The sequence below is a fragment of the Streptomyces sp. NBC_01439 genome (assembly GCF_036227605.1).
GTDB lineage: Bacteria > Actinomycetota > Actinomycetes > Streptomycetales > Streptomycetaceae > Streptomyces.
On the sequence record NZ_CP109487.1, the window covers coordinates 6,092,005 to 6,116,819 of the forward strand.

Genomic DNA, 24,815 nt, shown 5'->3' on the forward strand with positions numbered 1-24,815 from the left:
GAGTCATCGCCGGTGCCACCGTGGTGCGCGTGGTTCAGCCCCGCCGACTGGCACGTCTTTGAGGCACTGCTGAGCGATGTCTTCCTGGACGGGAACACGAGCGGGCCGCCCATGCGCTTCGGGGAGCACCGCCACCTCTCGCTCGCCGCCGAGGGCCGGGCCGGCGCACCGCTGGACCTCGCGGAGATAGCCGAGCTGGTCCGCGCGCTGCCGCACGCGAAGTGGCGGTCGGCCACCGTCTCCTTCCTGAACCAGAAGCAGCGGCTCGCCGAGCGCCGGCGCGAACTGGAACGCGCGGGCTTCGCCGAGGTCCGCAACCTGCTCATGCCGAGGCTGGTGACCGTCGGCGCGGTGACGGAGCGCAACGCGCTGGCGGTCGCCCTCACCGAGGAGCTCGCGGCCGTCGTGGTGATCCAGGTGGGCGGCTCCCTCTCCGCACCCGTCCTGCCGGAGCAGTTCGACTCCTGGCAGGTGGACGGCTCCGAGGTCTGGGCCGCGGCCATGGCCAACCTCGCCGCCGCGCCGGTCTCGCTCCAGTACAACGACGACGAGAACCCGCTGGTGAACGTAGAGGCCGACGGCGGATGGACCTCCACCCACCTGCTGCGGGCCGCCGACCTGATCGACCGCCCGGCCCCGCTCGGCATCCTCGCGATGGTCCCCTTCCACGGTCACCTGATGCTGTGGGCCGTGGAAGGCCCGGAACTGCACACCTGCGTGATCGCCTACGGCCCGCTCGTGCGGCAGATGTGGGAGGACGCCCCGGAGGAGTACCGGCTGAGCTCGCGCCTGCTGTGGATCGGGGAGGACGGGATCGAGTCGATCGGGGTCGAGCCGGCCCCGCCCCGCAGCAAGCAGCCCGGGGTGATCACCGGTTCCGCCCGCTTCCTGCAGATGCTCGCCTCCTTCCGCCCGCCGGACGACTACCCGGGCTGAGCGGGCCCGCGGTCGGTGGTCCGCAGCGCGAACCACAGCTCCATCCGCACGTCCGGGTCGTCCAGGTCCCGGTCCAGCAGTTCGGCGGCGCGGCCGATGCGCTGGCGGACGGTGTTGCGGTGGACGCCCAGGGCCGCGGCCGTGCGGTCCCAGTTGCCGTGGTGGGCCAGCCAGCCGTGCAGGGTCTCCCGCAGGGCGGGGGAGAGCGGCCCCAGCAGGCCCTCGGCGTGGGCGCGCGCCTCGGCCTCGCCGACCAGGCCCGCGAAGCCGGGGTCGGTGTGGTGCGCCAGCGGGGTACGGGCCGCCTCCGCGCGCTGCAGGGCCCGCGCGGCCTGGGCGCCGGCCGTGGCCAGGGCGTCGGGCACGGACGGCGCGGCCGGTGCGCTCACCCCGAGCCGCCAACCCGGCTGTGCGGCGGGCTCCCGGTCCGTGAGCAGCCGTGCGCCGTCCTCGTGCGGGTCCAGCAGTACGGTGCCCAGCGCGGCCGCGAGGGCCTGCGGGTCCCCGGATCCGCGGGCGTGGACGGCGTACCAGGGCCCGGCTGCCAGGGCCGCGGCCGGATTCCCGTCGAGGAGCAGCCGGGTCAGGGCCGCCGCCTCCGCCCCGGCGGGCCGCTCGGCGGTGAGCAGCGTCAGCAGTACGGCGGCCACCGATGCCACGGTGTGGTCGCCGGGTGCGCGGGCCGGGGTCGCCGTGCCCAGGGCCGCCCGGCCGGCCAGGGCGTAGGCGGCCAGGTGGTGGCCGCCCGCCCGGTCCGTGGCGGTGGCGGGCCCGCCCTCGCGGCCGACCCGGGTCAGCAGCGCGGCCAGGGCCTCCCGCGCCGGAGCCGGCAGCTCCGGGCCGGCCGCCCGGCCGCCCGGCCACAGGGCCACCGACCCGCCCAGGCTCGCCGCGAGCCGGGCCAGCACCGCCGGGACCGGGTCGGGTCGGGCCGCCGCCGCGGCCAGGGCCTGCTGGGCCTCGGTGACCCGGCGCAGCTCTCGGGTCCGGGCCTCCGCCATCAACCGCCCCACCGCGCGGGCGACCGCCGAGAAGGGGGTCCGCGGCGGTACCTCCAGCAGCGGCAGCCCGTGCCGCGCACAGGCCTCGGCCAGCGCGGTCGGGACCTCCTCGTGCACCGGGGCCACGCCGAAGCCGAGGGCCGCCGCCCCGGCCCCGGCCAGCCGGGCCACGTAGCCGTCGGGGTCGTCGGCGGGACCCGCCCCGGCGGTCAGCAGCAGCTCGCCGCCGAGCAGGTACGGGGAGGGGTCGGGCATCTCGGAGGCGTGCACCCCGTGCACCCCGGCCGTGGCCGGCCCGGCCAGGTGGCGCAGGCCCAGTTCCCGATCGCCGAGCAGCGCGGCGAGGGGCACCGGCGGGGTGAGCGGCTCCCCGGCGGGGCCGTTGCCGTACTCCGGATCGCGGGGATCGCGGGGATCGCGGAGATCACGGGGATCACGGGGAGGGCCGGGCATGGATGCTCCGTACATTTCGACTCCATCAGATGGATGGAACGTACACTCCCCACCCCTGGGTCGCCCGCTTACGCTCGAAGTACCGCACACGTCAGGCCAGAGAAAGAGGCACAGCCATGAGCACGCAGCCGCGCGGCCCCGTCGACTCCTCCCGCATCCCGCGCTACGCGGGCCCGGCGACCTTCGCCCGTCTGCCCCGCCTCGACGAGGTCGGCTCCGCCGACGTCGCCGTCGTCGGCGTGCCCTTCGACTCCGGCGTGTCCTACCGCCCCGGCGCCCGCTTCGGCGGCAACGCCATCCGCGAGGCCTCGCGCCTGCTGCGCCCGTACAACCCGGCCCAGGACGCCTCCCCGTTCGCGCTCGCCCAGGTCGCCGACGCCGGTGACATCGCCGTGAACCCCTTCAACATCAACGAGGCCGTCGAGACGGTCGAGGCCGCCGCCGACGAGCTGCTCGGCGCCGGCTCCCGCCTGATGACCCTGGGCGGCGACCACACCATCGCCCTGCCGCTGCTCCGCTCCGTCGCGAAGAAGCACGGCCCGGTCGCGCTGCTCCACTTCGACGCGCACCTGGACACCTGGGACACGTACTTCGGCGCCGAGTACACCCACGGCACCCCGTTCCGCCGCGCCGTCGAGGAGGGCATCCTCGACACCGAGGCGCTCTCCCACGTCGGTACCCGCGGCCCGCTGTACGGCAAGCAGGACCTCGACGACGACGCCAAGATGGGCTTCGGCATCGTCACCTCGGCCGACGTCTACCGCCGCGGCGCCGACGAGGTCGCCGACCAGCTGCGCCAGCGCATCGGCGACCGCCCGCTGTACATCTCCATCGACATCGACGTGCTCGACCCGGCGCACGCGCCCGGCACCGGCACCCCGGAGGCGGGCGGCATGACCTCCCGCGAGCTGCTGGAGATCATCCGCGGTCTGTCCTCCTGCAACCTCGTTTCCGCCGACGTCGTCGAGGTCGCCCCGGCGTACGATCACGCCGAGATCACCTCGGTCGCGGCCTCGCACACCGCGTACGAGCTGACCACGATCATGTCGCGACAGATCGCGCAGGCGAAGGGCAAGTAAGCGAAGTGACGCACGACCACGACCTGGTACTCCGTCCCACCGAAGCCCAGAAGACGGCCGCGCTCGCGCCGCTGCCGGGCCGGACGGGCGGGGACCTGGTCGTGGAAACGCTGCGCTCGCTCGGCGCGAACACCGTCTTCGGCCTGCCCGGCCAGCACGCGCTCGCCCTCTTCGACGCGGTCGGCCGTTCCGACCTGCGCCTCGTGGGGCTGCGTACCGAGAACAACGCGGGCTTCGCCGCCGACGCCTACGGCCGGATCACGGGCGAGGCGGTGCCGCTGCTGCTCTCCACCGGACCGGGCGCGCTGATGGCGCTGCCCGCCCTGGCGGAGGCGGCGGCCGCCTCGGCTCCGGTCCTCGCGATCTCCTCCCAGGTCCCGGTGGCGGGCCTCGGCGGCGGGCGGCGCGGGCACCTGCACGAGCTGCGGGACCAGTCGGCGTCCTTCCGGGACGTGGTGAAGTCCGTCCACACGGTCCGCACCCCCTCCCAGATCCCCTCCGTGATCGCCGAGGCCTGGGAATCGGCCCTGACCGCCCCGCACGGCCCGGTGTTCGTCGAGATCCCCGAGGACGTGCTGCGGGACAGGACCGTCATCCCGCAGGTCACGGGCGTGGACGCGACCCCGCACGAGCTGGCCCCGCGGCCCGAGCTCACCGCGCTCGCCGCCCACTGGCTGGAGAACGCCACCCGCCCGGTGATCATCGCGGGCGGCGGGGTCGTCCGCTCCGACGCGGCGGGCAAGCTGAAGCAGCTCGCCGAACGGCTGAACGCGCCCGTCGTCACCACCTTCGGCGGCAAGGGCGCCTTCCCCTGGACCCATCCGCTCTCCCTCCAGTCCTGGCTGGAGGACCGCCACATGACGGACTTCCTGGAGGACGCGGACGTCCTGCTGGTGGTCGGCTCGGGCCTCGGCGAGCTCTCGTCGAACTACCACACCTTCTTCCCGACGGGCCGGGTCGTCCAGATCGAGGCGGACCTCGGCAAGCTGGAGTCCAACCACGCCGGCCTCGGCATCCACGCGGACGCCCGCCTCGCGCTGCAGGCCCTGCTGGAGACGGTGTCCGAGCGCGCGGACCCCTCCGCCCCGGAGCGCGTGCGCCTGGTCCTCGCGGACATCGCGGCCCGCCTCGACACCCAGGACGTGGCCCTCGAACAGGAACTCCTCGGCTCGATCCGGGCCGCGCTCCCGGCCCGCTCCCCGTCCTTCTGGGACATGACGATCCTGTCCTACTGGGCCTGGTCCGCCTTCGACCCCAAGCACCCCAACACCATGCACTCGGCCCAGGGTGCGGGCGGCCTCGGCTACGCCTTCCCGGCAGCCCTCGGTGCGTGCGTGGCGGAACCGGACACCCCGGTGCTGGCGGTGTCCGGCGACGGCGGCGCGATGTACTCCGTCGCGGACCTGGCCACGGCGAAGCAGCACGACCTCGACGTCACCTGGCTGATCGTGGACGACGGCGGCTACGGCATCCTGCGCGAGTACGGTTGCGAGGCCGGCACCGAGCTGGCCGGCCCCGACTTCGTGGCCCTGGCCCGGTCCTTCGGAGTTCCGGCCTCCACCACCACCCCGGAGTCCTTGAAGGACGACCTGAAGAACGCCCTCGGCACTCCGGGGCCGTCGGTACTCCTGCTTTCGGCCAAGCTCAAGATGTTCGCCCCGACTCACCTCTAGGCCCCGCCCGGGCGACTCGTAGGGTGTGGAAGATCAGGTCCGAGGTGGGTAACGAGGGGGAACGGTGTCGTTCGAGCAGGAATGGGCCCAGCAGAAGCAGGCCACGGCCGCCGACTCGTCGCCGCAGATGCGGCTGAACCAGGTCCCCACCGACCCCGGAGGCTCCACGCCGCCCGGGTACGGCGTGCTGGCGACGGCGCCGCCCGAGAAGAAGAAGGCGGCCAACACCATCGAGAACGTCCTGCAGCCCGGCACCACGAAGGCGGCGGACGCGGCCGACGAGCCCACCAAGAGCGCGGTCAAGGCCTTCAGCGGCTGGGACACGGCGACGGGCCTGTCGAAGGCGCACACGCACTGGGACGACCAGGTGAAGCGCCTGATGGCACGGCTGGACTCGGAGAAGACGGGCCTGCGCGGGGCTTCGACGCTCCTGTCCGGAACCGATCAGCTGACGGGCAGCAGCTTCCAGCCGGTGCAGTCCAAGGTCACCGGACTCCGCTAACAGGTCACACGGCTCTACCAGGGGGAGACATGCCGAACTACGCCGAGGTCATGCAGACGGACCTCTCCGCGCTCACCACCGCCGCCGACGGCTGGAAGGCCATGGCGACGCAGCTCAAGACCATGGAGGACGTCTACAAGGACGAGGTCCAGAGCGTCTCCGCGGGCAACGGCTGGCTGGGCTCCAGCCAGCAGGCCGCCGCCACCCAGTCCGCCATGACGCGCCAGGAGTTCGGAGCCGCGCAGAAGGAAGCCCTGGCCATGGAGTCGCTGCTCCGCGACGCGCACGCCCGGTTCACGGACCTCAAGGCCCGCGTGGTGTCGGCCGTCGCGGAAGCCAAGGAGGCCGGGATGAAGGTCTCGGAGCACGGCGTCGCGAGCTACGACTTCTCCAAGGCGGATCCGGCCAGCGTGAACGCCATCCGCCACGATCCCGACCTCCCGGAGATCGAGCGGTCCTGGACGAGCCGGATCGGTGACTCGGTCAAGGCGATCACGGAGTTCGACCAGGACGTCAAGACGGCCCTGCTGAACGCGTCGGGGGCCGACGGGACCGCGATGTTCGGCTTCAACTCCAAGCCCGTGAACGACGTCGAAGCCGTGGAGGCGCTGGCCCTCACCCAGAAGATCCGCGACGGCAAGGCCTCGCCGGAGGAGCTGCGGCACTACAACGACGTCCTCAAGCAGAACTCCGGGGACCCGCACTTCGGCGAGGCGTACCTGCACGCGTTGGGTGCGAAGGACACCCTGCTGCTGGCGGACCAGATGAACCTGGCGTCCAACGAGCGTGGCACGTCGGCTGCCGACAAGAAGCTCTACGAGTCGATCAATTCCGGCCTCGCGGGGACGATCGCCTCGGGCACCAAGGACCCGGACAGCTACGCCTACAAGCCGTTCGTCAACGGGCTCAAGGAGCAGGGCCCCGAGCTGGTCGCCAAGGGCCTGCGGCCCACGTACGGCTACCAGGCCCTCGTCACGGTGATGGCGAACGGCAGCGGCTACGGCAAGCAGTTCCTCAACGACCTCGGCGACGGCATGATCGAGGCCGAGAAGTCGAAGCCGCACATGTACGACCACGCATGGGACTCCCAGCGCCCGAACCTGGTCTCCGACCCGCTGGACGGCCTGCTGGGCATTATGGCCAAGGACCCGGAGTCGGCGACGTACTTCCTCGACCCCGAGGCGCCGGGCAACAAGAACGAGCACCTGAAGTACATGCTCAGCGACCGCGACATGCCCGACCCCTGGATCTCGACCGGCGTCGGACAGCCGATCGAGATGGACGGCGACAAGACGGCGGGCCTGGGTGCGGCCATCCAGGCGGCGGCCACGGGCCACACGGACGGCGAGAAGCTGGGCCCGCCCGGCCCGCACACCGAGGGCCAGGCCCGGGTGATGCACGACGCCATCCGCCTCCTCGACGACGAGATGGGCGGGGACGAGTTCCCGGAGGACCTGGAGGGCCTGCAGCAGCCGATGGCGAAGGCACTGGTCGACTACGTCGGCGACACCCACGTCATCTTCAACGGTCAGCAGTCCGACTACGGTGGCGCGGCGGGCAGGGATGCCATCTTCGGATCGGGCGACGAAGCGCACATCGCAGTGGGCCAGGGCAGCCTGGTGCGTGTGGTTCGAGGCATCGCAGACGACGGACCTGCCTTCGCCCTGCTGGTCGAGGCGGAACGGGCTTACGCGGCGGACCAACTGGCGACGGCCCCCGAGTACTCGGGCGACTCCAAGCACGGAGCCAGCTCGGACTGGGACCACCGGAGCAAGGAGATCGGCATGGCGGCGGGCGCCCTCAACGGTATCGGTGCCGACGTCTACAAGGACAAGGAAGACGACCAGGTCGAGTGGGCGGAGGGAACGGCCGAGCACTCGGCGGCCGGCCTGAACGGACTGATCGGCGAAATCCCGATCGTGGGCACGGTCGGAGGCTCGTTGATCGACTCGGCCAAGTACGAGTGGGTCAATGGGGTCAAGAGCGAGGCGGAGGATCAGGGGAAGCAGGATTCCAGCAAGAACTATGGGCAGGGCGTCGACGCGACCAACAAGCTCTTCGACGAGTGGGGCAAGCAGAGAGGCATGACGGGAGATGGCCCGTTCGCGTCGGCGAAGGACAACGCTGGTGGCGGGTACGAGGATGGACGGAATGCGGCTCGTGCGCATCTCAAGTCGTAGTGGGGCCGACAGGGCCGTCAAGGGATCGATTGCCGCCCTCGTGTGCGTGGTGGCGGTTTCATCGTGTTCCGGGCAGAGCCCTGCGCCACGCGCTGATGACCTGTGCAGTGTCGCTGAGTCCTCGGACGAGGCTGCGGCGCTGCGGCAGATCATCGGTTCCGGAGACTACGAAACCCAGGTCGACTCGACCACCGATGGTCTGACGAGTCGGTTGAAGAAGGACTTGCGTGAGCGCAAGACCGACGACTGGACCACTCCTGCCGACATGTGCTCGTACGTCCCCGCGAACCAGTCGAAGCCGCACCGGGTGCGGGTGGAGTTCGGATGGACTCCGCCCGCTGGGGCGCAGGGGGCCAGGCCTGCGGTGAAGGACGCCGGCCGGTACGAGGTGAACGGCGCGCTGATCGAGACGGACGACATTGCGTCGTTGCTCCGGATTCGGTGCGATCTGCCGGGAGAGCTCGGAGCGCCGTCGAAGCAGGTGTTGCTGTACGGGGACGTTTCCTACTCGATCAACATCTCCCGGACGGATATCGACCAGGCGGCCAGGGACCGGCAGACCACCTTCGCCTACCTCATGACCCGCCGCGTCACCGACGCGCTCGGTTGCGAGAACGAGCCGCTGGAGAAGCCCCCCGTGGTGAAGCCGCTGCCCGCCCCCTGACCGCCGCCGCGGCCCGGGGCTCCGGTCACGGCCCGGGCCGCTCGTCGTCGTTCTCGTAGGGGTGGAGCAGGAGGCTGATCACGGCCGCCCCGACCGCAGTCGCCAGCCGGGTTCCCCCGCTGTCGGTCACCAGGCTCACGACCTTCGCCGCGACCAGCGCGATGAGGAAGGCGGTGACGAACGGGACGACGGTACGGGCGGTCCGCTGCACGAAGGTGTGGTCGGTCGGTTGCTCGGGGGTGCTCATGGCCCTGGTCCCTTCGGTCCCGCCGCCCCGGTCGGCGGTCGGCATCGGCTCTGCTTCCAGCATCGGGAGCGCGGCCCGGAACGCCCAGATCCGGAAGGTCGGGACTTGACAGGTGTCGGCAGCTCCCATTCACCTCCGCCGCGCCGCCGCCCCCACCCCGGTCGGACGCGGTCCGCGCGCCCCCGCCGTACGGCAGTGCGATTGTTGCGGCGGGATGAAATCCGCCGGTCGGGGCGTTGCCGCTTCCGGCAGGACTGGACGAACGGGGAGGCTTCACGTGGCGGCGGCAGAGACAGCGACCGGGGAGAAACAGGGCTGGGGCAGGCGGCTGGCGGCCTACACCTGGCGGTACAGGACCAATGTGCTGCTCGCGCTCGGCTCCTCGCTGGCCGGCATGGCCGTCATGGCGGTCGTCCCGCTGGTCACCAAGGTGATCATCGATGACGTCATCGGGGACGAGACCAAGCCCATGGCGCCCTGGGCCGGCATGCTCATAGCCGCGGCCCTGCTGGTGTACGTACTGACCTACATACGCAGGTACTACGGCGGGCGGCTCGCCCTCGACGTGCAGCACGACCTGCGCACCGACATGTACAGCACCATCGCCCGCCTCGACGGGCGGCGGCAGGACGAGCTGAACACCGGCCAGGTCGTCGGTCGCGCCACCAGCGACCTCCAGCTGATCCAGGGCCTGCTCTTCATGCTGCCCATGACGATCGGGAACTTCCTGCTCTTCGGGATGTCCCTCGGGATCATGCTCTGGCTCTCGCCGCTGCTGACCCTCGTTGCCCTGCTCATGGCCCCCGCCCTGTGGTTCATCGCCAAGCGCAGCCGCAAGAAGCTGTTCCCCGCCACTTGGTGGGCCCAGGGCCAGGCCGCCGCCGTGGCGACCGTCGTCGACGGGGCCGTGACCGGTGTCCGCGTCGTCAAGGGCTTCGGCCAGGAGGAGCAGGAGACCGGCAAGCTGCGCGAAGCCGGCCGCCGGCTGTTCGCCGGGCGGATGCGGACCATCCGGCTCAACTCGCGCTACACCCCCGCCCTCCAGGCCGTCCCCGCCCTCGCCCAGGTCGCCATGCTGGCCCTCGGTGGCTGGATGGCCACCAACGGTCAGGTCACCCTCGGCACCTTCGTCGCCTTCTCCACCTACCTCGCCCAGCTCGTCGGACCCGTCCGCATGCTGGCCATGGTCCTCACCGTCGGACAGCAGGCCCGGGCCGGCGTGGAGCGCGTGTTCGAGCTCATCGACACCGAGCCCGAGATCCACGAGGGCACCCACGAGCTGCCCGCCGACGCGCCCGCCACGGTCGAGTTCGACGACGTCCGCTTCGGCTACGACCCCGAGCGGCCCGTCCTCGACGGGTTCTCGCTCTCCGTGGCGCAGGGCGAGACCGTCGCCGTCGTCGGCTCCTCGGGCAGCGGCAAGTCCACCGTCGCGCTCCTGCTGCCCCGGTTCTACGACGCCGACGGCGGCGCCGTCCGCGTCGGCGGCCACGACGTGCGCGAGCTGACGTACGACTCCCTGCGCGGCGCGATAGGCCTGGTCCCCGAGGACTCCTTCCTCTTCTCCGACACCATCCGCGCCAACATCGCCTACGGACACCCCGGCGCCACCGAGGAACAGATCGAGGCCGCCGCCCGCGCAGCCCAGGCCGACGGGTTCGTCCGGGACCTGCCCGCCGGGTACGACACCAAGGTCGGCGAGCAGGGGCTCACCCTCTCCGGCGGCCAGCGCCAGCGCATCGCCCTCGCCCGCGCCATCCTCACCGACCCCCGGCTGCTGCTCCTCGACGACGCCACCTCCGCCGTCGACGCCCGCGTCGAGCACGAGATCCACGAGGCCCTGCGCTCCGTCATGGCGGGCCGGACCACCCTGCTGATCGCCCACCGCCGCTCCACGCTCGCGCTGGCCGACCGGATCGCCGTACTCGACCGCGGGCGGCTCGCCGACATCGGCACGCACGAGCAGCTCGAGGGCCGGTCCGCGCTCTACCGCAGGCTGCTCACCGACCCGGACGCGCTCGGCGCCGCCTCGCCGCGGACCCCGGACGCCCGGGTGATGACCGAGTTCGAGCGCGAGCTCGACCGGGACCTCGAACGCGGCATCGAGCTCGAGGCCGAGATCGACTCGGAGCCCGTCAACGCCAAGCGCCGGGTCGCCGGCGGGGTCACCCCCGAGCTCTGGCGCCGCCAGGACGAGCCCGACACCGCCCCCGGCGTCCCCGTTCCCGGCGCCGCACCCGCCGCGGGCGGCGCGCCCGGAGCCGGGCATTCCATGGCCGGGTCCGTCTCCGGCATGCCCGCCACCCCCGAACTGCTCGCGCAGGTCGCCGCGCTGCCGCCCGCCGACGACCTGCCCGAGGTGGACGAGACCCGCGCCGCGGCCGCCGAGGAGAGCTACGGCCTGCGCCGCCTGCTCCGCGGGTTCTGGGCGCCGCTCGCCATCAGCCTCGGCCTCGTCGCCGCGGACGCGGGGGCCGGACTGCTGCTGCCGATCCTGATCCGGCACGGCATCGACCAGGGCGTGGAGCAGGCCGTGCTCGGCGCCGTATGGGCGGCCGCCGGGCTCGCCCTCGCCGTCGTCGTCGCGCAGTGGGCCGCTCAGTTCGCCGAGACCCGCATGACGGGCCGGACCGGCGAGCGCGTGCTGTACGCCCTGCGCGTCAAGATCTTCGCCCAGCTCCAGCGCCTCGGACTCGACTACTACGAGCGCGAGCTGACCGGCAAGATCATGACCCGGATGACCACCGACGTGGACTCGCTGAGCTCCTTCCTGCAGACCGGGCTCGTCACCGCCGTGGTCTCCGTCTTCACCTTCTTCGGCATCCTCATCGCGCTGCTGGTCCTGGACGTCGAGCTCGCGCTGATCGTCTTCGCGACCCTGCCCGTCCTGGTCGTCGGCACGATCGTGTTCCGCCGTAGGTCGGTCGCCGCCTACGAGCTCGCCCGCGACCGGGTCAGCCTGGTCAACGCCGACCTCCAGGAGTCCGTCTCGGGCCTGCGCATCGTCCAGGCCTTCCGCCGCGAGGGCTCGGGCGCCAAGCGCTTCGCCGAGCGCAGCCACTCGTACCGCGAGGCCCGGGTCCGCGGCCAGTGGCTGATATCCGTCTACTTCCCCTTCGTGCAGCTGCTGTCCTCGGGCGCCGCGGCCGCCGTGCTGATCGTCGGCGCGGGCCGGGTGGAGGCCGGGACGCTCACCACCGGCGCGCTGGTCGCGTACCTGCTCTACATCGACCTGTTCTTCGCGCCCGTCCAGCAGCTCTCCCAGGTCTTCGACGGCTACCAGCAGGCCACGGTCGCCCTCGGCCGCATCCAGGGGCTGCTGCGCGAGCCCACCACCACCCCGCTGCCCGAGCGGCCGCGCGCACTGGAATCCCTGCGCGGGGAGATCACCTTCGAGGACGTCCGCTTCCAGTACGGGACGGCCGAGGAGCGGGGCGAGAAGGGTGAGGCCCTGGCCGGCATCAACCTGCGGATACCCGCCGGGCAGACCGTCGCCTTCGTCGGCGAGACCGGAGCCGGGAAGTCCACCCTGGTCAAGATGGTGGCCCGGTTCTACGACCCGACCGCCGGCCGGGTCACCGCCGACGGCGCGGACATAAGGGAGCTGGACCTGACGGCGTACCGCCACCGGCTGGGTGTCGTCCCCCAGGAGGCCTACCTCTTCCCGGGGACCGTCCGTGACGCCATCGCCTACGGGAGCCCCGCGGCGAGCGACGCCGAGGTGGAGGCCGCCGCCCGCGCGGTCGGCGCCCACGACATGATCGCCACCCTCGACGGCGGCTACCTGCACACCGTCGCCGAGCGCGGCCGCAACCTCTCCGCGGGCCAGCGCCAGCTGATCGCACTGGCCCGGGCCGAGCTGGTCGACCCGGACGTGCTGCTGCTCGACGAGGCCACCGCCGCCCTTGACCTGGCCACCGAAGCCCAGGTCAACCAGGCCACCGACCGGCTCGCGGGCAAGCGCACCACCCTGGTGGTCGCGCACCGGCTGACCACCGCGGCGCGCGCCGACCGGGTCGTGGTCATGGACCGCGGCCGGGTGGTGGAGGACGGCACCCACACCGAACTCCTCGCGCGCGGTGGCCGCTACGCCGAGCTGTGGCGCACCTTCGTCGGCGAGGACGAGCGCGCCGCGGCCTGAGCCGACCGCCCGTCGGAGACCGCCTTTCGGGGACGCCCCGGGATCAGAACTCGCCGAAGAGCAAGTTCCCCGGGGCGTCCTCGTCGGTGCCGGTGTAGTACTCGCGTACCGCGGCGAGCAGTTCGTCGACGGTGAGGCGGCCGTCCCCGTTCGCGTCGATGCGGCGGAAGAGCGCCTCGGTGTCGGCGGGGCTCAGCCGCGTGTCGAACACCTCCTGCGCCCGGTGGAACTCCTGCGGGCTGATGAGCCCGTCTCCGTCGGTGTCGACGATCGTCAGGATCGCGCTCATCATCGGGCGGAACGAGCGGTCGTAGGCGGGCCCGCCCTGTGCGTACAGGCGGGTCATGCCCCGCTTGTACTCCTCGGGCGTGACCTTGCCGTCCCGGTCGACGTCCAGCTCGGTGAACAGGTCCTGCCAGAAGTCGGCGAGGCCGCCCATCACGCGCTCCGCCTTGGGCGAGACGGTCGGCTCCGCGAGGGCCGTCAGCAGCCGGGAGCCGAGCGCGATGATGTCGGCGGCGTCGATCACGCCGCTCCGGTCGGCGTCCAGGTGCGTGAAGGCGCGCGCCAGCTTGCGGTCGAGCAGGTCGTTCGTCATCTCAGGGCCTTTCACGGCTGCCGCCACCACCGGTGCGGTCACGGCGAGCGGGATATGGATCACCTAGCGTAATCGCCCGCTCGGGTGCGAACTCCCGCTGCCTTCCCGGGGGATGGCGGATGCACCCGTACGAGGGAGGTGGCCGGTGTCGGCGGGTAGGGCCCTTGCGCGCGGCAACCATCCGGAGGGTTCAGACGTCGTACGTGCGTGCGTGCATCGTGCGTACGACCGATCGGGGGACAGGGTGTTGCAGGGGTGGAGGAGGCGCGGCCGCCGGGTCGCGTCCCTGGGGGTGTTCGCAGTGGCGCTGTGGCTCTGCGCGGGCGGACTGTGCACGTCATCGGCGGCGCAGGCCGCGACGGAGGGCTGTGGGGGTCGGTTGGCCCGGACGGTGGCGTTCGAGACGGGTGAGGTGCGGGTCTACAAGAGCCGCAACCAGGCCTGCGCGATGACCGTGGCGCGGATCTCCGGCGAGCGGCGCCGGATGGCGGTGAGCATTCAGCCGCGCGGCGGCGCCCCGGTGCGCGAGGCCGGGCGGTTCGCCCGATATGCCGGGCCCGTCACCGTGGGCGCGATCAACCGCTGCGTGTATGTAAAGGGGAGCGTCGGGGCCGGATCTGCGGATTCCGGCTGGATCCTGTGCTGACGGACAGGCCCAACTGGGTCTGGTCAGTGAAGCGTTGACCCGACTAGGTTCACGGCGACCGAAGTGAACTCAAGGGGAGGGTGAATGCGCAAGACGCTCGGATGGCTGCTGTCGCTCGTGGTGCTCATCGGCACCATGGGTGCGGCCGGCTCCACGGCGCAAGCGGCCACCGCCGCACAGCCGGCGGCCGCCACGGACATCAAGGACCAGATCCTCGGCATTCCCGGGATGAGCCTGATCGAGGAGAAGCCGTACCCCGGCTACCGCTTCTTCGTACTGAACTACGAGCAGCCGGTGGATCACCGGCAGCCGTGGAAGGGCACCTTCAAACAGCGCCTGACCCTGTTGCACAAGGACGTCTCGCGGCCGTCGGTGTTCTACACCTCCGGCTACAACGTCAGCACCAATCCGCGCCGCAGCGAGCCGACGACCATCATCGACGGCAACCAGGTGTCCATGGAGTATCGATTCTTCACTCCCTCCCGGCCCGACCCGGCCAACTGGTCGAACCTGGACATCTGGCAGGCCGCCAGTGACCAGCACCGCATCTTCACCGCCCTGAAGAAGATCTACAAGAAGAACTGGCTGGCCACGGGCGCCAGCAAGGGCGGCATGACGGCGACGTACTACGAGCGCTTCTACCCGCGCGACATGGACGGTGTCGTCGCGTACGTCGCGCCCAACGACGTCGTCAACCACGAGGACTCCGCCTACGACCGGTTCTTCGCCAAGGTCGGCACCAAGGAGTGCCGCGACAAGCTGAACGCCGTCCAGCGCGAGGCACTGGTGCGCCGCGAGCCGCTGGAGGCCAAGTACGCGGTCGCCGCCGCCGAGAACGGCTGGACCTTCACCACCATCGGCGACCTCGACAAGGCCTACGAGGCCGTCGTGCTCGACTACGTGTGGGCCTTCTGGCAGTACAGCCTGCTCGCCGACTGCGCCTCGATCCCGGCCGCCGCCACCGCGAGCGACCAGCAGATCTGGGACACGATCGACGCGATCTCCGGCTTCTCGGCCTACACCGACCAGGGCCTGGAGACGTACACGCCGTACTACTACCAGGCTGGTACCCAGCTCGGCTCCCCGGACATCAAGCAGCCGCACCTGAAGGGCCTGAGCCGCTACGGCTACCAGCCGCCGCGCAACTTCGTGCCCCGAGACATCCCCATGACCTTCCAGCCGGGGGCGATGGCGGACGTGGACAAGTGGGTGCGCGACAACGCCCACCAGATGCTCTTCGTGTACGGGCAGAACGACCCGTGGGGCGCCGAGCAGTTCCGCCTCGGCTACGGGGTGCGCGACAGCTACGTGATGATCGCGCCGGGCGCCAACCACGGGGCGAACGTCGCCAAGCTGATGGACGGCGAGAAGGCCCTCGCCACCTCGAAGATCCTGCAGTGGGCCGGGGTGGCCCCGGCCGCCGCGCTCGCTGACGCGGGGAAGGCCGCGCCGCTGGCGGCGCCGGACGCGCAGCTCGACCAGCGCGACCTGGAGCGCGAGCCGCAGCTGCGGCCGTAACCGGGGATCCGGGACCCGCGGTCCGCGGGCCGGCGCCTGAGGGATCAGCGCGTCAGCCCGTGGCCCAGCGGGTAGCGGCCCGGGACCGGGACGGGGAGGCGGCCGGCCGGCCGCAGCGCCCCCGTGAGCACCCGGGCCGCCGCCCGCATCTCCACGTCCGTCCAGGAGTACGTCGCCAGCTCCGCCGCGCACTGCGGCAGCCGGGCCGGGTCGTACGGGTTGCGGACCGCCAGCGAGACGACCGGCACGCCGGAGGCGACGAGGTCCGCGACCAGCGTGCGCTGCGCACTCTCGCCCTCCGGGACGTTGTACGTGCACACCAACACCGCCGCGTGACCGGCCGCAGCGGCCACGGCGCGGGCCGGCGGCACCGCCGTGGCCCGGCAGCCCAATGCGGTCAGCTCCCGGGCCAGTACGACCGTAGGGGGTCCGGTCGTACCCGTGGGGGAGACCGGGTCGGCCCCGGTGACCAGCAGGCGTGGTCCGGCCGTCGCATCGAAGGGCACCAGCCCTCGGGGATTGGCCAGCAGGGTCGTCGTGGCGGCCGCGATCGCGTCGGCGGCGTCGAGGTGCTCCTGGACGCCCACCACGGCCGCCACCTCCCGGCCCGTGGGGTACGCCTCGTCCAACAGTCCCCGCCGGGACTTCAGTTCCAGGATCCGCAGCACCGACTCCTCGAGGCGCGCCTGCGTCAGCTCGCCCGACTCGACGGCCGCCCGCACGCCGCGCTGCGCGAGGCCCAGGTCCGGCGGGTTCAACAGCTGGTCGCAGCCCGCCAGCAGGGCCAGTACCGGGACGCGGTCGTCCCCGTACTTCTGGCGGACCCCGGCCATGTCCAGGGCGTCGGTGACCACCACCCCCTCGAAGCCGAGGCGTTCGCGCAGCAGACCGGTGACGATCGGCCGGGAGAGGGTCGCCGGGTCCCTCGAGGGATCGAGCGCGGGGAAGACGATGTGCGCCGTCATGATGGCGTCCACGCCCGCCTCCACCGCCGCCCGGAAGGGCGGCTCGTCCAACTCCTCCCAGGCGGCCCGGGTGTGCCGCATCACCGGCAGCCCGACGTGGCTGTCGGTCTCGGTGTCCCCGTGGCCCGGGAAGTGCTTGGCGGTCGCGGCCACCCCGGCCCCCTGGTAGCCGCGGACCTGGGCGGCCACCAGCTCCGCCACGGCGTGCGGGTCGGAGCCGAAGGACCGGACGCCGATCACCGGATTGGCCGGGTTGACGTTGACGTCGGCCACTGGTGCGTAGTCCTGCCGGATGCCCATGGCGGCCAGCTCGGAGCCCGCGATGCGCGCGGCCCGCAGGGCGTGGGCGGTGGAGCCGGCCGCACCGAGCGCCATCGCCCCCGGGAGCAGGGTCGCGGGCTTGCCGATCCGGGCGACGGCGCCGTGCTCCTGGTCGGTGGAGAGCAGCAGGGGGATCCGGGGACCGGTGGTGAGGGCGGCCTGCTGGAGGCCGACCGAGAGCGCGGCGATCTGCTGCGGGCCGCGGGTGTTGTGGGCCCAGGCGAAGTAGATGATCCCGCCGAGGTGGTAGCGGGAGACCAGTTCGGCGGCGGTGCGCACCCCGAACGCCGCCAGGTTCTGCTCGGCGTCCGCCGGATCGGGGTCGGTCGCCGAATGCCCGTAGGCCCGTGAGACGAAGAGCTGCCCGACCTTCTCGTCGAGGCTCATCCGGTCCACGAGGGCGCGCAGCCGCGCCCGGCCGGGGCGGCGGCCCGGGGGCCGCGCGTCGTCGGGGGCGTGAGGGGGGCGCACCGCGGCGGAAGCCGCCCCGGCGGCCGTGACGGCGACCATGGCGGCTGCGGCGAGCAGGTTCCGGCGGGAGGCGTGGTACGGCACGCGCCGGACCCTACCGCTGCCGCTCGGACGGGGCCGGGCGTGTCGGCTGCGTGTCGCTCCTCCGGGGCGGGGGCCTACCGGCCGGGGTCTGCGACCGGGGCCCGGCGGCGCGGGCCGACGGGGCCGGCCGCGCGCCGGGGTGTCGCCTCGGGTGCCGAACGCGGCGGGGCGGCGTGCCGCGCGGGGCGGTTGCGTTCGGCGCCCTGCGGGGACACCCCGTCGGGGCTAGGCAGTCGCCCAGTGCTCCTGAAGGCTCCGTACGGCCTCGGTGATCGCGGGGCGCCGGGCGGCCCCGGTCCGCCACAGGGCGTACAACCGGCGTACGGGGCCCGGCTCCAGCGGTACGGCCACGGCCCCCGACGGCAGCGCGCCGGTGCCCAGCCGGGGTACGACGGCCACCCCGAGCCCGGCCGCGACCAGGGCGACGATGGTGTGGTTCTCCTCCGCGACGTGCGCGATGTCAGGTTCGAACCCGGCGGTGCGCAGGGTCCGCACCAGCCAGTCGTGGCAGACCCGGCCGGGCGGCTGGCAGACCCAGCGTTCGCCGCCGAGGTCGGAGCGCCGGATGACCCGGCGCGTGGTGAAGGGATGCCCGGCCGGTACGACCAGGTCGCAGAGGTCGTCCCCGATCACCGCCTGCTCGATGCCCTCCGGCGCGGGCAGCGGGGCGATGTCCCAGTCGTGGGCCACCGCCAGATCGGTGACCCCCCGGGCCACCAGTTCCACGGACAGGTGCGGGTCCACTTCGGTGAGCCGGACGTCCAGCGCCGGATGCCGGCGGGCCAGGTCGGCCAGCACCTGCGGCAGCAGCCCGCGCGCCGCCGAGGCGAACGCGGCCACCGTCAGCAGCCCGCCGGGCTGCCCCCGCCGCTCTTCCAGGGTGGTCTCGGTGCGCTCCACGATCGCCAGCAACTCCTGCGCGGCGTCGGCCAGATGGCGGGCCTCCTCGGTGAGCGCGACCCCGCGCCCGCGCCGCTCCAGCAGGGTGGTGCGGGTCTCGCGTTCCAGCTTGGAGATCTGCTGGGAGACCGCCGATGGGGTGTAGCCGAGGGCGGCCGCCGCGCCGGCGACCGAGCCGTGGACGGAGACGGCGTGCAGGGCGCGCAGCCGGGCGAGATCGAGCATGCCCCCATCGTGGCACCACCCGTATTCGTAAGCAATGCTTCATCCATCCCGGAAGGAATCCGCGCTGGTGCTACATGGTCGGGCGGTCGATGCTCGAAGCATGCGTCCCGTACACACCGCCCTCGCCGTGCTCGTCGCCGCCGTCTGGGGCTTCAACTTCGTGGTCATCCAGATCGGCCTCGACCACTTCCCGCCCCTGCTCCTGTCCGCCCTGCGCTTCCTCGTCGCCGCCCTGCCCGCCGTGTTCTTCGTCGGGCGGCCCAAGGCCGCCTGGAAGTGGATCGTCGGCGTCGGGATCGCCCTCGGCGTGGCCAAGTTCGGCCTGCTCTTCACCGGCATGGACGCCGGCATGCCGGCCGGGCTGTCCTCGCTCGTGCTCCAGGTCCAGTCCGTCTTCACCGCCGTCCTCGCCGCCGTCGTGCTGCGCGAGCGGCCGGGCCGGGTGCGGATGCTCGGGATGGCCGTGGCGCTCGCCGGGATCGCGGTCGCCGCAGTGGACGGCGGGAGCTCCGGGCCGGTGCTCGGCTTCACGCTGGTCGTGGCGGCCGCCGCCTGCTGGGGCGTGTCCAACGTCCTGACCCGCAAGGCAGCCCCGCCCGACGCCCTGAACTTCATGGTGTGGGTTTGCACGGTTCCGGTCCTGCCGCTGCTCGCGCTCTCGCTGCTGCTGGAGGGCCCCGAGCGGGACCTGGCCGCGCTGCGGGCCCTGGACTGGTCCGGGGCGGCCGTCATCGGATACGTCGCCTGGGTGTCCACCGTCTTCGGGTTCGCCGCCTGGAGCTACCTGCTGCGCCGCTACCCGGCCTCCGCGGTGGCCCCGTTCTCGCTGCTGGTCCCGGTCTTCGGGATGTCCTCCGCGGCCCTGGTCCTCGGGGAGTCCGTCTCGGGACTGCGCTGGCTGGCGGCCGTACTGCTGGTGGGCGGGGTGGCGCTGACCTCGCTGGCCCCGGCGCGCGCCGTGAACCGTACGGGGGTCGGTTCGGGCGTCAGCGCGGGGAGCCCTCCCGCAACGGCAGCCGCCAGTCCTGCCCCGTCAGGCTCGCTCCGTACGAGCGGTGCGGCCGCTCCGCGATCAGGGTGAACCCGGCCTTCAGGTAGAGCTCGCGGGCGTCGGTCAGCACGTCGTTGGTCCACAGCACCAGCTCGCGGTAGCCGACCGAGCGGGCGAAGGCCACGACGGTGTCGACGAGCAGGCTGCCGACGCCGCGGCCGCGGCCCTCGGGGTCGACCAGGAGCAGCCGTAGTCGGGCGGTGCCGGGTGCGCCCTCCTCCCGTACGCACATCACCGAGCCGACGGGCCGGCCGTCCAGCTCCGCGATCCACACCCGTTCCAGGTGGGGGTCGTGGTCCTGGGCGAAGTCCCCGACGATCCGGGCGACCAGGCCCTCGAAGTCGCTGTTCCAGCCGTACTCGGCGGCGTACAGAGCGCCGTGGCGCTGCACGATCCACCCCAGGTCCCCCGGTTCCGGGTCGCGCAGCCGTACGCCTTCAGCCATGGGGCAACTCTAGGGGGAGGGTGCGCCGGTGGGACCCCGAAGGGGCCATTTCTTGCCGCCTATTTCTTGCCACCGCCGAGGATTTCGCCGAGCAGGTCGCCGAGGCCGCCGCTCGTTCCCGAGCCCGCTCCCGGGCTCGCTCCCGCGCCCGCTCCGGGGGTCGCGCCGGCCGCCCCGGTACTGGCCGGCCCGGTGCCGGCCGCCCTGCCGGAGGCACGCTTGGCGAGGACCGCCAGGACGACCGGGATCAGCATCTCGATGACCCTGCTGATGGTGGCCGCGGGGATTCCGGTCCGCTTCGAGACGGCGGCGGCCACGGGCCTGCTCACCTTGGCGAGCACGCCGGCCATCATGCCGCCGCTGAGCAGGCCGCCGAGGCCGCCGAACGTGGCCACGCCCTCCAGCGGTGGTTCGGCCTCGGTCACCTCGACGATGGCCCGGCGCACCTCCACGCCGTCGGCGTCGTCCGCGTCGGCCTTCTGTCGGAGGCCGCCGGTCATGGCGCCGACGGTCTCCGCGACGGTCTCCCGGGCGCCGGAGTCGTCCGTGCCGAGCAAGCCGGCGATCTCGGTCAGCTTGTCGTCGCCGAGTTCGCCCAGCACGTCGTCCTGGAATGAGGATTCGCTCATGCCTGAAACGCTACTTCCGTGCCGTTTTGCCGGCACCTTGAGTAGGCGCTGGGTAACGGAAACGCAAAGCTGTGGCTCCGGATGCAACCCTGCGGGCGCATCGCGGGTCGTATGTTGCGTCGGCGCTTCCGGGGAGGGATCTGGGGGGATCGGGAAGTCCGACACGGGAGGGGTAACCGTGAGGGGGTCCGGCCGCGAGGCGGGACCCCCTTTGCGTCGCCCCGCCGCACCACCCCCTCGCACCGCTCCCTTCGTCGTTGTCCACAGGCCTGACGCGCTGTCGGCGCCGCCCGGTAGTTTCGGGTCATGGCAGCAGCAGACGGGGTTCCGCGGGCGGTGCAACTGGCAGTGGTCGACGGCGTGCTCGAACGCATCACCTACGCCAACGAGGAGAACGGGTACACGGTCGCCCGCGTGGACACCGGCCGGGGCAGCGGCGATCTGCTCACGGTCGTCGGCTCGCTGCTGGGCGCCCAGCCCGGCGAGTCCCTGCGGATGGAGGGCCGCTGGGGCTCCCACCCGCAGTACGGCAAGCAGTTCACCGTGGAGAACTACCAGACCGTGCTCCCGGCGACCATCCAGGGCATCCGCCGCTACCTCGGCTCCGGCCTGATCAAGGGCATCGGCCCGAAGATCGCCGACCGGATCGTGGAGCACTTCGGCACCGACACCCTCGACGTCATCGAGGGCGAGCCGAAGCGCCTGATCGAGGTACCCGGGCTCGGCCCCAAGCGGACGAAGATGATCGGTGCGGCCTGGGAAGAGCAGAAGGCCATCAAGGAGGTCATGGTCTTCCTCCAGGGCGTCGGCGTCTCCACCTCCATCGCCGTGCGCATCTACAAGAAGTACGCCGACGCCTCCATTTCCGTGGTGAAGAACCAGCCCTACCGGCTCGCCGCCGACGTGTGGGGCATCGGCTTCCTCACCGCCGACCGCATCGCCCAGGCCGTCGGCATCCCGCACGACAGCCCCGAACGGGTCAAGGCCGGCCTCCAGTACGCCCTGTCCCAGTCCACCGACCAGGGACACTGCTTCCTGCCCGAGGACCGGCTCATCGCCGACGGGGTCAAGCTGCTCCAGGTGGACACGGGGTTGGTGATCGACTGCCTGGCCGAACTCGCCGCCGACCCGGAAGGGGTCGTACGGGAGCCCGTACCGGATCCGCAGGGCGGGCCGGACCCGCTGACCGCCGTGTACCTGGTGCCCTTCCACCGGGCCGAGCTGTCCCTGGTGGGGCAGGTGCGCCGGCTGCTGCAGGCCGAGGACGACCGGATGCCGGGCTTCCAGGACGTGGACTGGGAGAAGGCCCTGGGCTGGCTCGCCGGACGGACGGGGGCCACGCTCGCCCCCGAGCAGCGGGACGCCGTGAAGCTGGCGCTGACCCGCCGGGTCGCCGTCCTCACGGGCGGGCCCGGCTGCGGGAAGTCCTTCACCGTTCGCTCGATCGTCGAGCTGGCCCGGGCGAAGAAGGCCAAGGTGGTGCTGGCCGCGCCCACCGGCCGGGCGGCGAAGCGGCTGGCCGAGCTCACCGGGGCCGAGGCCTCCACAGTGCACCGGCTGCTGGAGCTCAAACCGGGCGGAGACGCGGCGTACGACCGGGACCGGCCGTTGGACGCCGACCTGGTCGTCGTCGACGAGGCCTCGATGCTGGACCTGCTGCTGGCCAACAAGCTGGTCAAGGCGGTGGCGCCGGGGGCGCACCTGCTGCTGGTCGGCGACGTGGACCAGCTGCCGTCGGTCGGCGCCGGGGAGGTGCTGCGGGACCTGCTGGCCGAGGGCGGCCCGGTGCCCGCGGTGCGGCTGACCCGGATCTTCCGGCAGGCCCAGCAGTCCGGCGTGGTCACCAACGCCCACCGGATCAACACCGGGTTGCCGCCGATCACGGACGGGCTGCCGGACTTCTTCCTGTTCCCGGAGGAGGACACCGAAGCGGCCGGGGTGCTGGCCGTGGACGTGGCCGCACGAAGGATTCCGGCCAGATTCGGGCTCGACCCGCGGCGGGACGTCCAGGTGCTCGCGCCGATGCACCGCGGCCCGGCCGGCGCCGGGAACCTCAACGGACTGCTCCAACAAGCGATGACACCGGCCCGGCCGAACCTGCCGGAGAAGAGGTTCGGCGGCCGGGTCTTCCGGGTGGGCGACAAGGTGACCCAGATCCGGAACAACTACGAGAAGGGCGCCAACGGCGTCTTCAACGGCACGCTCGGCGTGGTCACCGGTCTGGACGTGGACGAACAGCGCCTGACGGTAAGGACGGAGGAGGACGAGGAGATCGTGTACGAATTCGGTGAGCTCGACGAGCTGGCCCACGCGTACGCCGTCACCATTCACCGTTCACAGGGGAGTGAATATCCGGCGGTGGTGATCCCCGTCACCACCGGGGCCTGGATGATGCTCCAGCGCAACCTGCTCTACACGGCGGTGACCAGGGCGAAGAAACTGGTCGTCCTCGTTGGGTCCCGCAAGGCCCTCGGTCAGGCGGTGCGTACCGTTTCCGCAGGCAGGAGGTACACGGCGGTCGCCGCCAGGCTGTCCGGCCGGATACCGGTGGGAAACATCACCTAGATGATCGATCATTTGGGGTTCCCGCACCGGTGCGGAGGGGGCAGGATGAGCAGGTTGGCGGCACTGAGTGCCGCCAGAAGCACCAAAGGCCGACCCCGAGTGCACTCTCCTGCGCCAAATGGGGGAAGGTAGAGGAAGTCAGGGCACCTCGAAGAAGAGGCACTACGTCGGTGAGGGATGACGTGAGCGACAACTCTGTAGTACTCCGGTACGCGGACGGTGAATACACCTACCCGGTGGTCGAAAGCACCGTCGGTGACCAGGGCTTCGACATCTCGAAGCTGCGGGCCCAGACCGGGCTCGTCACCTTGGACAGCGGCTACGGCAACACCGCGGCCTACAAGTCCGCGATCACCTACCTCGACGGTGAGCAGGGCATCCTGCGCTACCGCGGCTACCCGATCGAGCAGCTGGCCGAGCGGTCGTCGTTCATCGAGGTGGCGTACCTGCTGATCAACGGTGAGCTGCCGACCGTCGACCAGCTCGCGTCGTTCCGCAACGAGATCACCCAGCACACGCTGCTCCACGAGGACGTGAAGCGCTTCTACGACGGCTTCCCGCGGGACGCGCACCCGATGGCGATGCTGTCCTCCGTGGTCAGCGCGCTGTCGACGTTCTACCAGGACAGCCACAACCCGTTCGACGAGAAGCAGCGCCACCTCTCGACGATCCGGCTGCTGGCCAAGCTCCCGACGATCGCGGCCTACGCGTACAAGAAGTCGGTCGGCCACCCGGTGGTCTACCCGCGCAACGACCTCGGCTACGTCGAGAACTTCCTGCGCATGACCTTCTCCGTGCCGGCCCAGGAGTACGACCTGGACCCGGTCGTGGTCTCCGCGCTCGACAAGCTGCTGATCCTGCACGCGGACCACGAGCAGAACTGCTCCACCTCCACCGTGCGCCTGGTCGGCTCCTCGCAGGCGAACATGTTCGCCTCGATCTCCGCCGGCATCTCGGCCCTGTGGGGCCCGCTGCACGGCGGCGCCAACCAGTCCGTCCTCGAGATGCTGGAAGGCATCAAGAACGACGGCGGTGACGTCGACGCCTTCATCCGCAAGGTGAAGAACAAGGAGGACGGCGTCCGCCTCATGGGCTTCGGACACCGTGTCTACAAGAGCTTCGACCCCCGGGCGAAGATCATCAAGGCGGCGGCGCACGACGTCCTCTCGGCGCTCGGCAAGAGCGACGAGCTGCTGGACATCGCGCTCAAGCTGGAAGAGCACGCGCTGGCCGACTCGTACTTCGTCGAGCGCAACCTCTACCCGAACGTGGACTTCTACACCGGTCTGATCTACCGGGCGATGGGCTTCCCCACCGAGATGTTCACCGTGCTCTTCGCGCTCGGCCGCCTCCCGGGCTGGATCGCCCAGTGGCAGGAAATGATCAAGGAGCCGGGTTCCCGCATCGGTCGCCCGCGCCAGATCTACACCGGCGAGGTCCTGCGCGACTTCGTTCCCGTGGAAGCCCGCTGACCCGAGGCCTTCCTCCGCGCGGCGTGCGGCCGTGCGGAGCGCACCGCAG

At 71.9% G+C, this 24,815-nt stretch carries 18 protein-coding genes and 1 pseudogene; 12 read left to right on the plus strand and 7 right to left on the minus strand.

Annotated features, from left to right (window positions below; translation table 11 throughout):
* The first annotated feature begins 12 nt into the window (after positions 1-12).
* Positions 13-936, plus strand: a complete 924-nt coding sequence (locus tag OG207_RS27550; RefSeq protein WP_329101818.1) for a hypothetical protein — start codon at positions 13-15, stop codon at positions 934-936.
* Here the strand turns inward: OG207_RS27550 and OG207_RS27555 are convergent.
* Positions 924-2,390: a helix-turn-helix domain-containing protein gene (locus OG207_RS27555; protein WP_329101820.1), complete on the minus strand. Its 1,467-nt coding sequence runs from the start codon at positions 2,388-2,390 to the stop codon at positions 924-926. The genes OG207_RS27550 and OG207_RS27555 overlap by 13 nt on opposite strands.
* Before the next feature lie 116 nt (positions 2,391-2,506).
* Here OG207_RS27555 and speB point away from each other — a divergent pair, with 116 nt between their 5' ends.
* From speB to OG207_RS27580, 5 genes are all read left to right on the plus strand, one after another.
* Positions 2,507-3,469, plus strand: a complete 963-nt coding sequence (speB, locus tag OG207_RS27560) for an agmatinase (protein ID WP_030013156.1) — start codon at positions 2,507-2,509, stop codon at positions 3,467-3,469.
* A gap of 5 nt (positions 3,470-3,474) precedes the next feature.
* Positions 3,475-5,142 (plus strand): thiamine pyrophosphate-binding protein, encoded by a 1,668-nt coding sequence (locus OG207_RS27565; protein ID WP_329101823.1) that lies wholly within the window; start codon positions 3,475-3,477, stop codon positions 5,140-5,142.
* Positions 5,143-5,206: 64 nt separating this feature from the next.
* A complete protein-coding gene (locus OG207_RS27570) occupies positions 5,207-5,644 on the plus strand; it encodes a hypothetical protein (RefSeq protein ID WP_329101825.1) in 438 nt (145 codons plus the stop codon).
* 29 nt (positions 5,645-5,673) lie between these two features.
* Positions 5,674-7,824, plus strand: coding sequence for a DUF6571 family protein (locus OG207_RS27575; RefSeq protein WP_329101827.1), 2,151 nt, complete (start codon positions 5,674-5,676; stop codon positions 7,822-7,824).
* Positions 7,796-8,488: a hypothetical protein gene (locus tag OG207_RS27580; protein ID WP_329101829.1), complete on the plus strand. Its 693-nt coding sequence runs from the start codon at positions 7,796-7,798 to the stop codon at positions 8,486-8,488. The genes OG207_RS27575 and OG207_RS27580 overlap by 29 nt, the downstream gene beginning before the upstream one ends.
* 25 nt (positions 8,489-8,513) lie before the next feature.
* Here OG207_RS27580 and OG207_RS27585 read toward each other — a convergent pair whose 3' ends face one another.
* On the minus strand, positions 8,514-8,864 hold the full coding sequence (locus OG207_RS27585) for a hypothetical protein (RefSeq protein ID WP_329101831.1): 351 nt from the start codon (positions 8,862-8,864) through the stop codon (positions 8,514-8,516).
* Positions 8,865-9,012: 148 nt separating this feature from the next.
* Between OG207_RS27585 and OG207_RS27590 the strand changes: the two genes are divergently transcribed.
* Positions 9,013-12,876: an ABC transporter ATP-binding protein gene (locus OG207_RS27590; protein WP_329101833.1), complete on the plus strand. Its 3,864-nt coding sequence runs from the start codon at positions 9,013-9,015 to the stop codon at positions 12,874-12,876.
* Positions 12,877-12,919: 43 nt separating this feature from the next.
* Here the strand turns inward: OG207_RS27590 and OG207_RS27595 are convergent, their stop codons facing one another.
* A complete protein-coding gene (locus OG207_RS27595; RefSeq protein ID WP_329101835.1) occupies positions 12,920-13,474 on the minus strand; it encodes an EF-hand domain-containing protein in 555 nt (184 codons plus the stop codon).
* Between the two features lie 391 nt (positions 13,475-13,865).
* Here OG207_RS27595 and OG207_RS27600 point away from each other — a divergent pair, with 391 nt between their 5' ends.
* Positions 13,866-14,120 carry a hypothetical protein gene (locus tag OG207_RS27600; RefSeq protein ID WP_329101836.1) on the plus strand — a complete coding sequence of 85 codons (255 nt, stop codon included), beginning with the start codon at positions 13,866-13,868 and terminating at the stop codon, positions 14,118-14,120.
* An 84-nt stretch (positions 14,121-14,204) separates the two neighbouring features.
* Positions 14,205-15,638 carry an aminopeptidase gene (locus OG207_RS27605; RefSeq protein ID WP_329101838.1) on the plus strand — a complete coding sequence of 478 codons (1,434 nt, stop codon included), beginning with the start codon at positions 14,205-14,207 and terminating at the stop codon, positions 15,636-15,638.
* A gap of 44 nt (positions 15,639-15,682) precedes the next feature.
* Here the strand turns inward: OG207_RS27605 and OG207_RS27610 are convergent, their stop codons facing one another.
* On the minus strand, positions 15,683-17,434 hold the full coding sequence (locus tag OG207_RS27610; protein WP_329107934.1) for a glycoside hydrolase family 3 protein: 1,752 nt from the start codon (positions 17,432-17,434) through the stop codon (positions 15,683-15,685).
* Between the two features lie 270 nt (positions 17,435-17,704).
* The gene (locus OG207_RS27615) at positions 17,705-18,604 is read right to left on the minus strand and encodes a LysR family transcriptional regulator (protein ID WP_329101840.1); all 900 of its coding nucleotides are present in this window, start codon (positions 18,602-18,604) and stop codon (positions 17,705-17,707) included.
* A 100-nt stretch (positions 18,605-18,704) separates the two neighbouring features.
* Here OG207_RS27615 and OG207_RS27620 point away from each other — a divergent pair, with 100 nt between their 5' ends.
* Positions 18,705-19,685 (plus strand): EamA family transporter, encoded by a 981-nt coding sequence (locus OG207_RS27620; protein ID WP_329101842.1) that lies wholly within the window; start codon positions 18,705-18,707, stop codon positions 19,683-19,685.
* Here the strand turns inward: OG207_RS27620 and OG207_RS27625 are convergent.
* A pseudogene (locus OG207_RS27625) lies at positions 19,591-20,103 on the minus strand (GNAT family N-acetyltransferase); the annotation flags it as partial. The gene OG207_RS27620 and the pseudogene OG207_RS27625 overlap by 95 nt on opposite strands.
* Before the next feature lie 56 nt (positions 20,104-20,159).
* Positions 20,160-20,729, minus strand: a complete 570-nt coding sequence (locus OG207_RS27630; RefSeq protein WP_329101844.1) for a DUF937 domain-containing protein — start codon at positions 20,727-20,729, stop codon at positions 20,160-20,162.
* A gap of 306 nt (positions 20,730-21,035) precedes the next feature.
* Here OG207_RS27630 and recD2 point away from each other — a divergent pair, with 306 nt between their 5' ends.
* A complete protein-coding gene (gene recD2 / locus OG207_RS27635; RefSeq protein WP_329101846.1) occupies positions 21,036-23,294 on the plus strand; it encodes an SF1B family DNA helicase RecD2 in 2,259 nt (752 codons plus the stop codon).
* A 182-nt stretch (positions 23,295-23,476) separates the two neighbouring features.
* Positions 23,477-24,766, plus strand: a complete 1,290-nt coding sequence (locus OG207_RS27640) for a citrate synthase (RefSeq protein ID WP_328790364.1) — start codon at positions 23,477-23,479, stop codon at positions 24,764-24,766.
* Positions 24,767-24,815 lie beyond the last annotated feature (49 nt).

What these genes read in the sequence shown, in the direction of transcription:
- OG207_RS27555 (WP_329101820.1), bottom strand. Translation starts at nt 2,390, where the DNA reads ATGCCCGGCCCTCCCCGTGATCCCCGTGATCTCCGCGATCCCCGCGAT.
- speB (WP_030013156.1), top strand. Translation starts at nt 2,507, where the DNA reads ATGAGCACGCAGCCGCGCGGCCCCGTCGACTCCTCCCGCATCCCGCGC.
- OG207_RS27575 (WP_329101827.1), top strand. Translation starts at nt 5,674, where the DNA reads ATGCCGAACTACGCCGAGGTCATGCAGACGGACCTCTCCGCGCTCACC.
- OG207_RS27580 (WP_329101829.1), top strand. Translation starts at nt 7,796, where the DNA reads ATGCGGCTCGTGCGCATCTCAAGTCGTAGTGGGGCCGACAGGGCCGTC.
- OG207_RS27585 (WP_329101831.1), bottom strand. Translation starts at nt 8,864, where the DNA reads ATGGGAGCTGCCGACACCTGTCAAGTCCCGACCTTCCGGATCTGGGCG.
- OG207_RS27595 (WP_329101835.1), bottom strand. Translation starts at nt 13,474, where the DNA reads ATGACGAACGACCTGCTCGACCGCAAGCTGGCGCGCGCCTTCACGCAC.
- OG207_RS27605 (WP_329101838.1), top strand. Translation starts at nt 14,205, where the DNA reads ATGCGCAAGACGCTCGGATGGCTGCTGTCGCTCGTGGTGCTCATCGGC.
- OG207_RS27610 (WP_329107934.1), bottom strand. Translation starts at nt 17,434, where the DNA reads ATGGTCGCCGTCACGGCCGCCGGGGCGGCTTCCGCCGCGGTGCGCCCC.
- OG207_RS27615 (WP_329101840.1), bottom strand. Translation starts at nt 18,604, where the DNA reads ATGCTCGATCTCGCCCGGCTGCGCGCCCTGCACGCCGTCTCCGTCCAC.
- OG207_RS27620 (WP_329101842.1), top strand. Translation starts at nt 18,705, where the DNA reads ATGCGTCCCGTACACACCGCCCTCGCCGTGCTCGTCGCCGCCGTCTGG.
- OG207_RS27630 (WP_329101844.1), bottom strand. Translation starts at nt 20,729, where the DNA reads ATGAGCGAATCCTCATTCCAGGACGACGTGCTGGGCGAACTCGGCGAC.
- recD2 (WP_329101846.1), top strand. Translation starts at nt 21,036, where the DNA reads ATGGCAGCAGCAGACGGGGTTCCGCGGGCGGTGCAACTGGCAGTGGTC.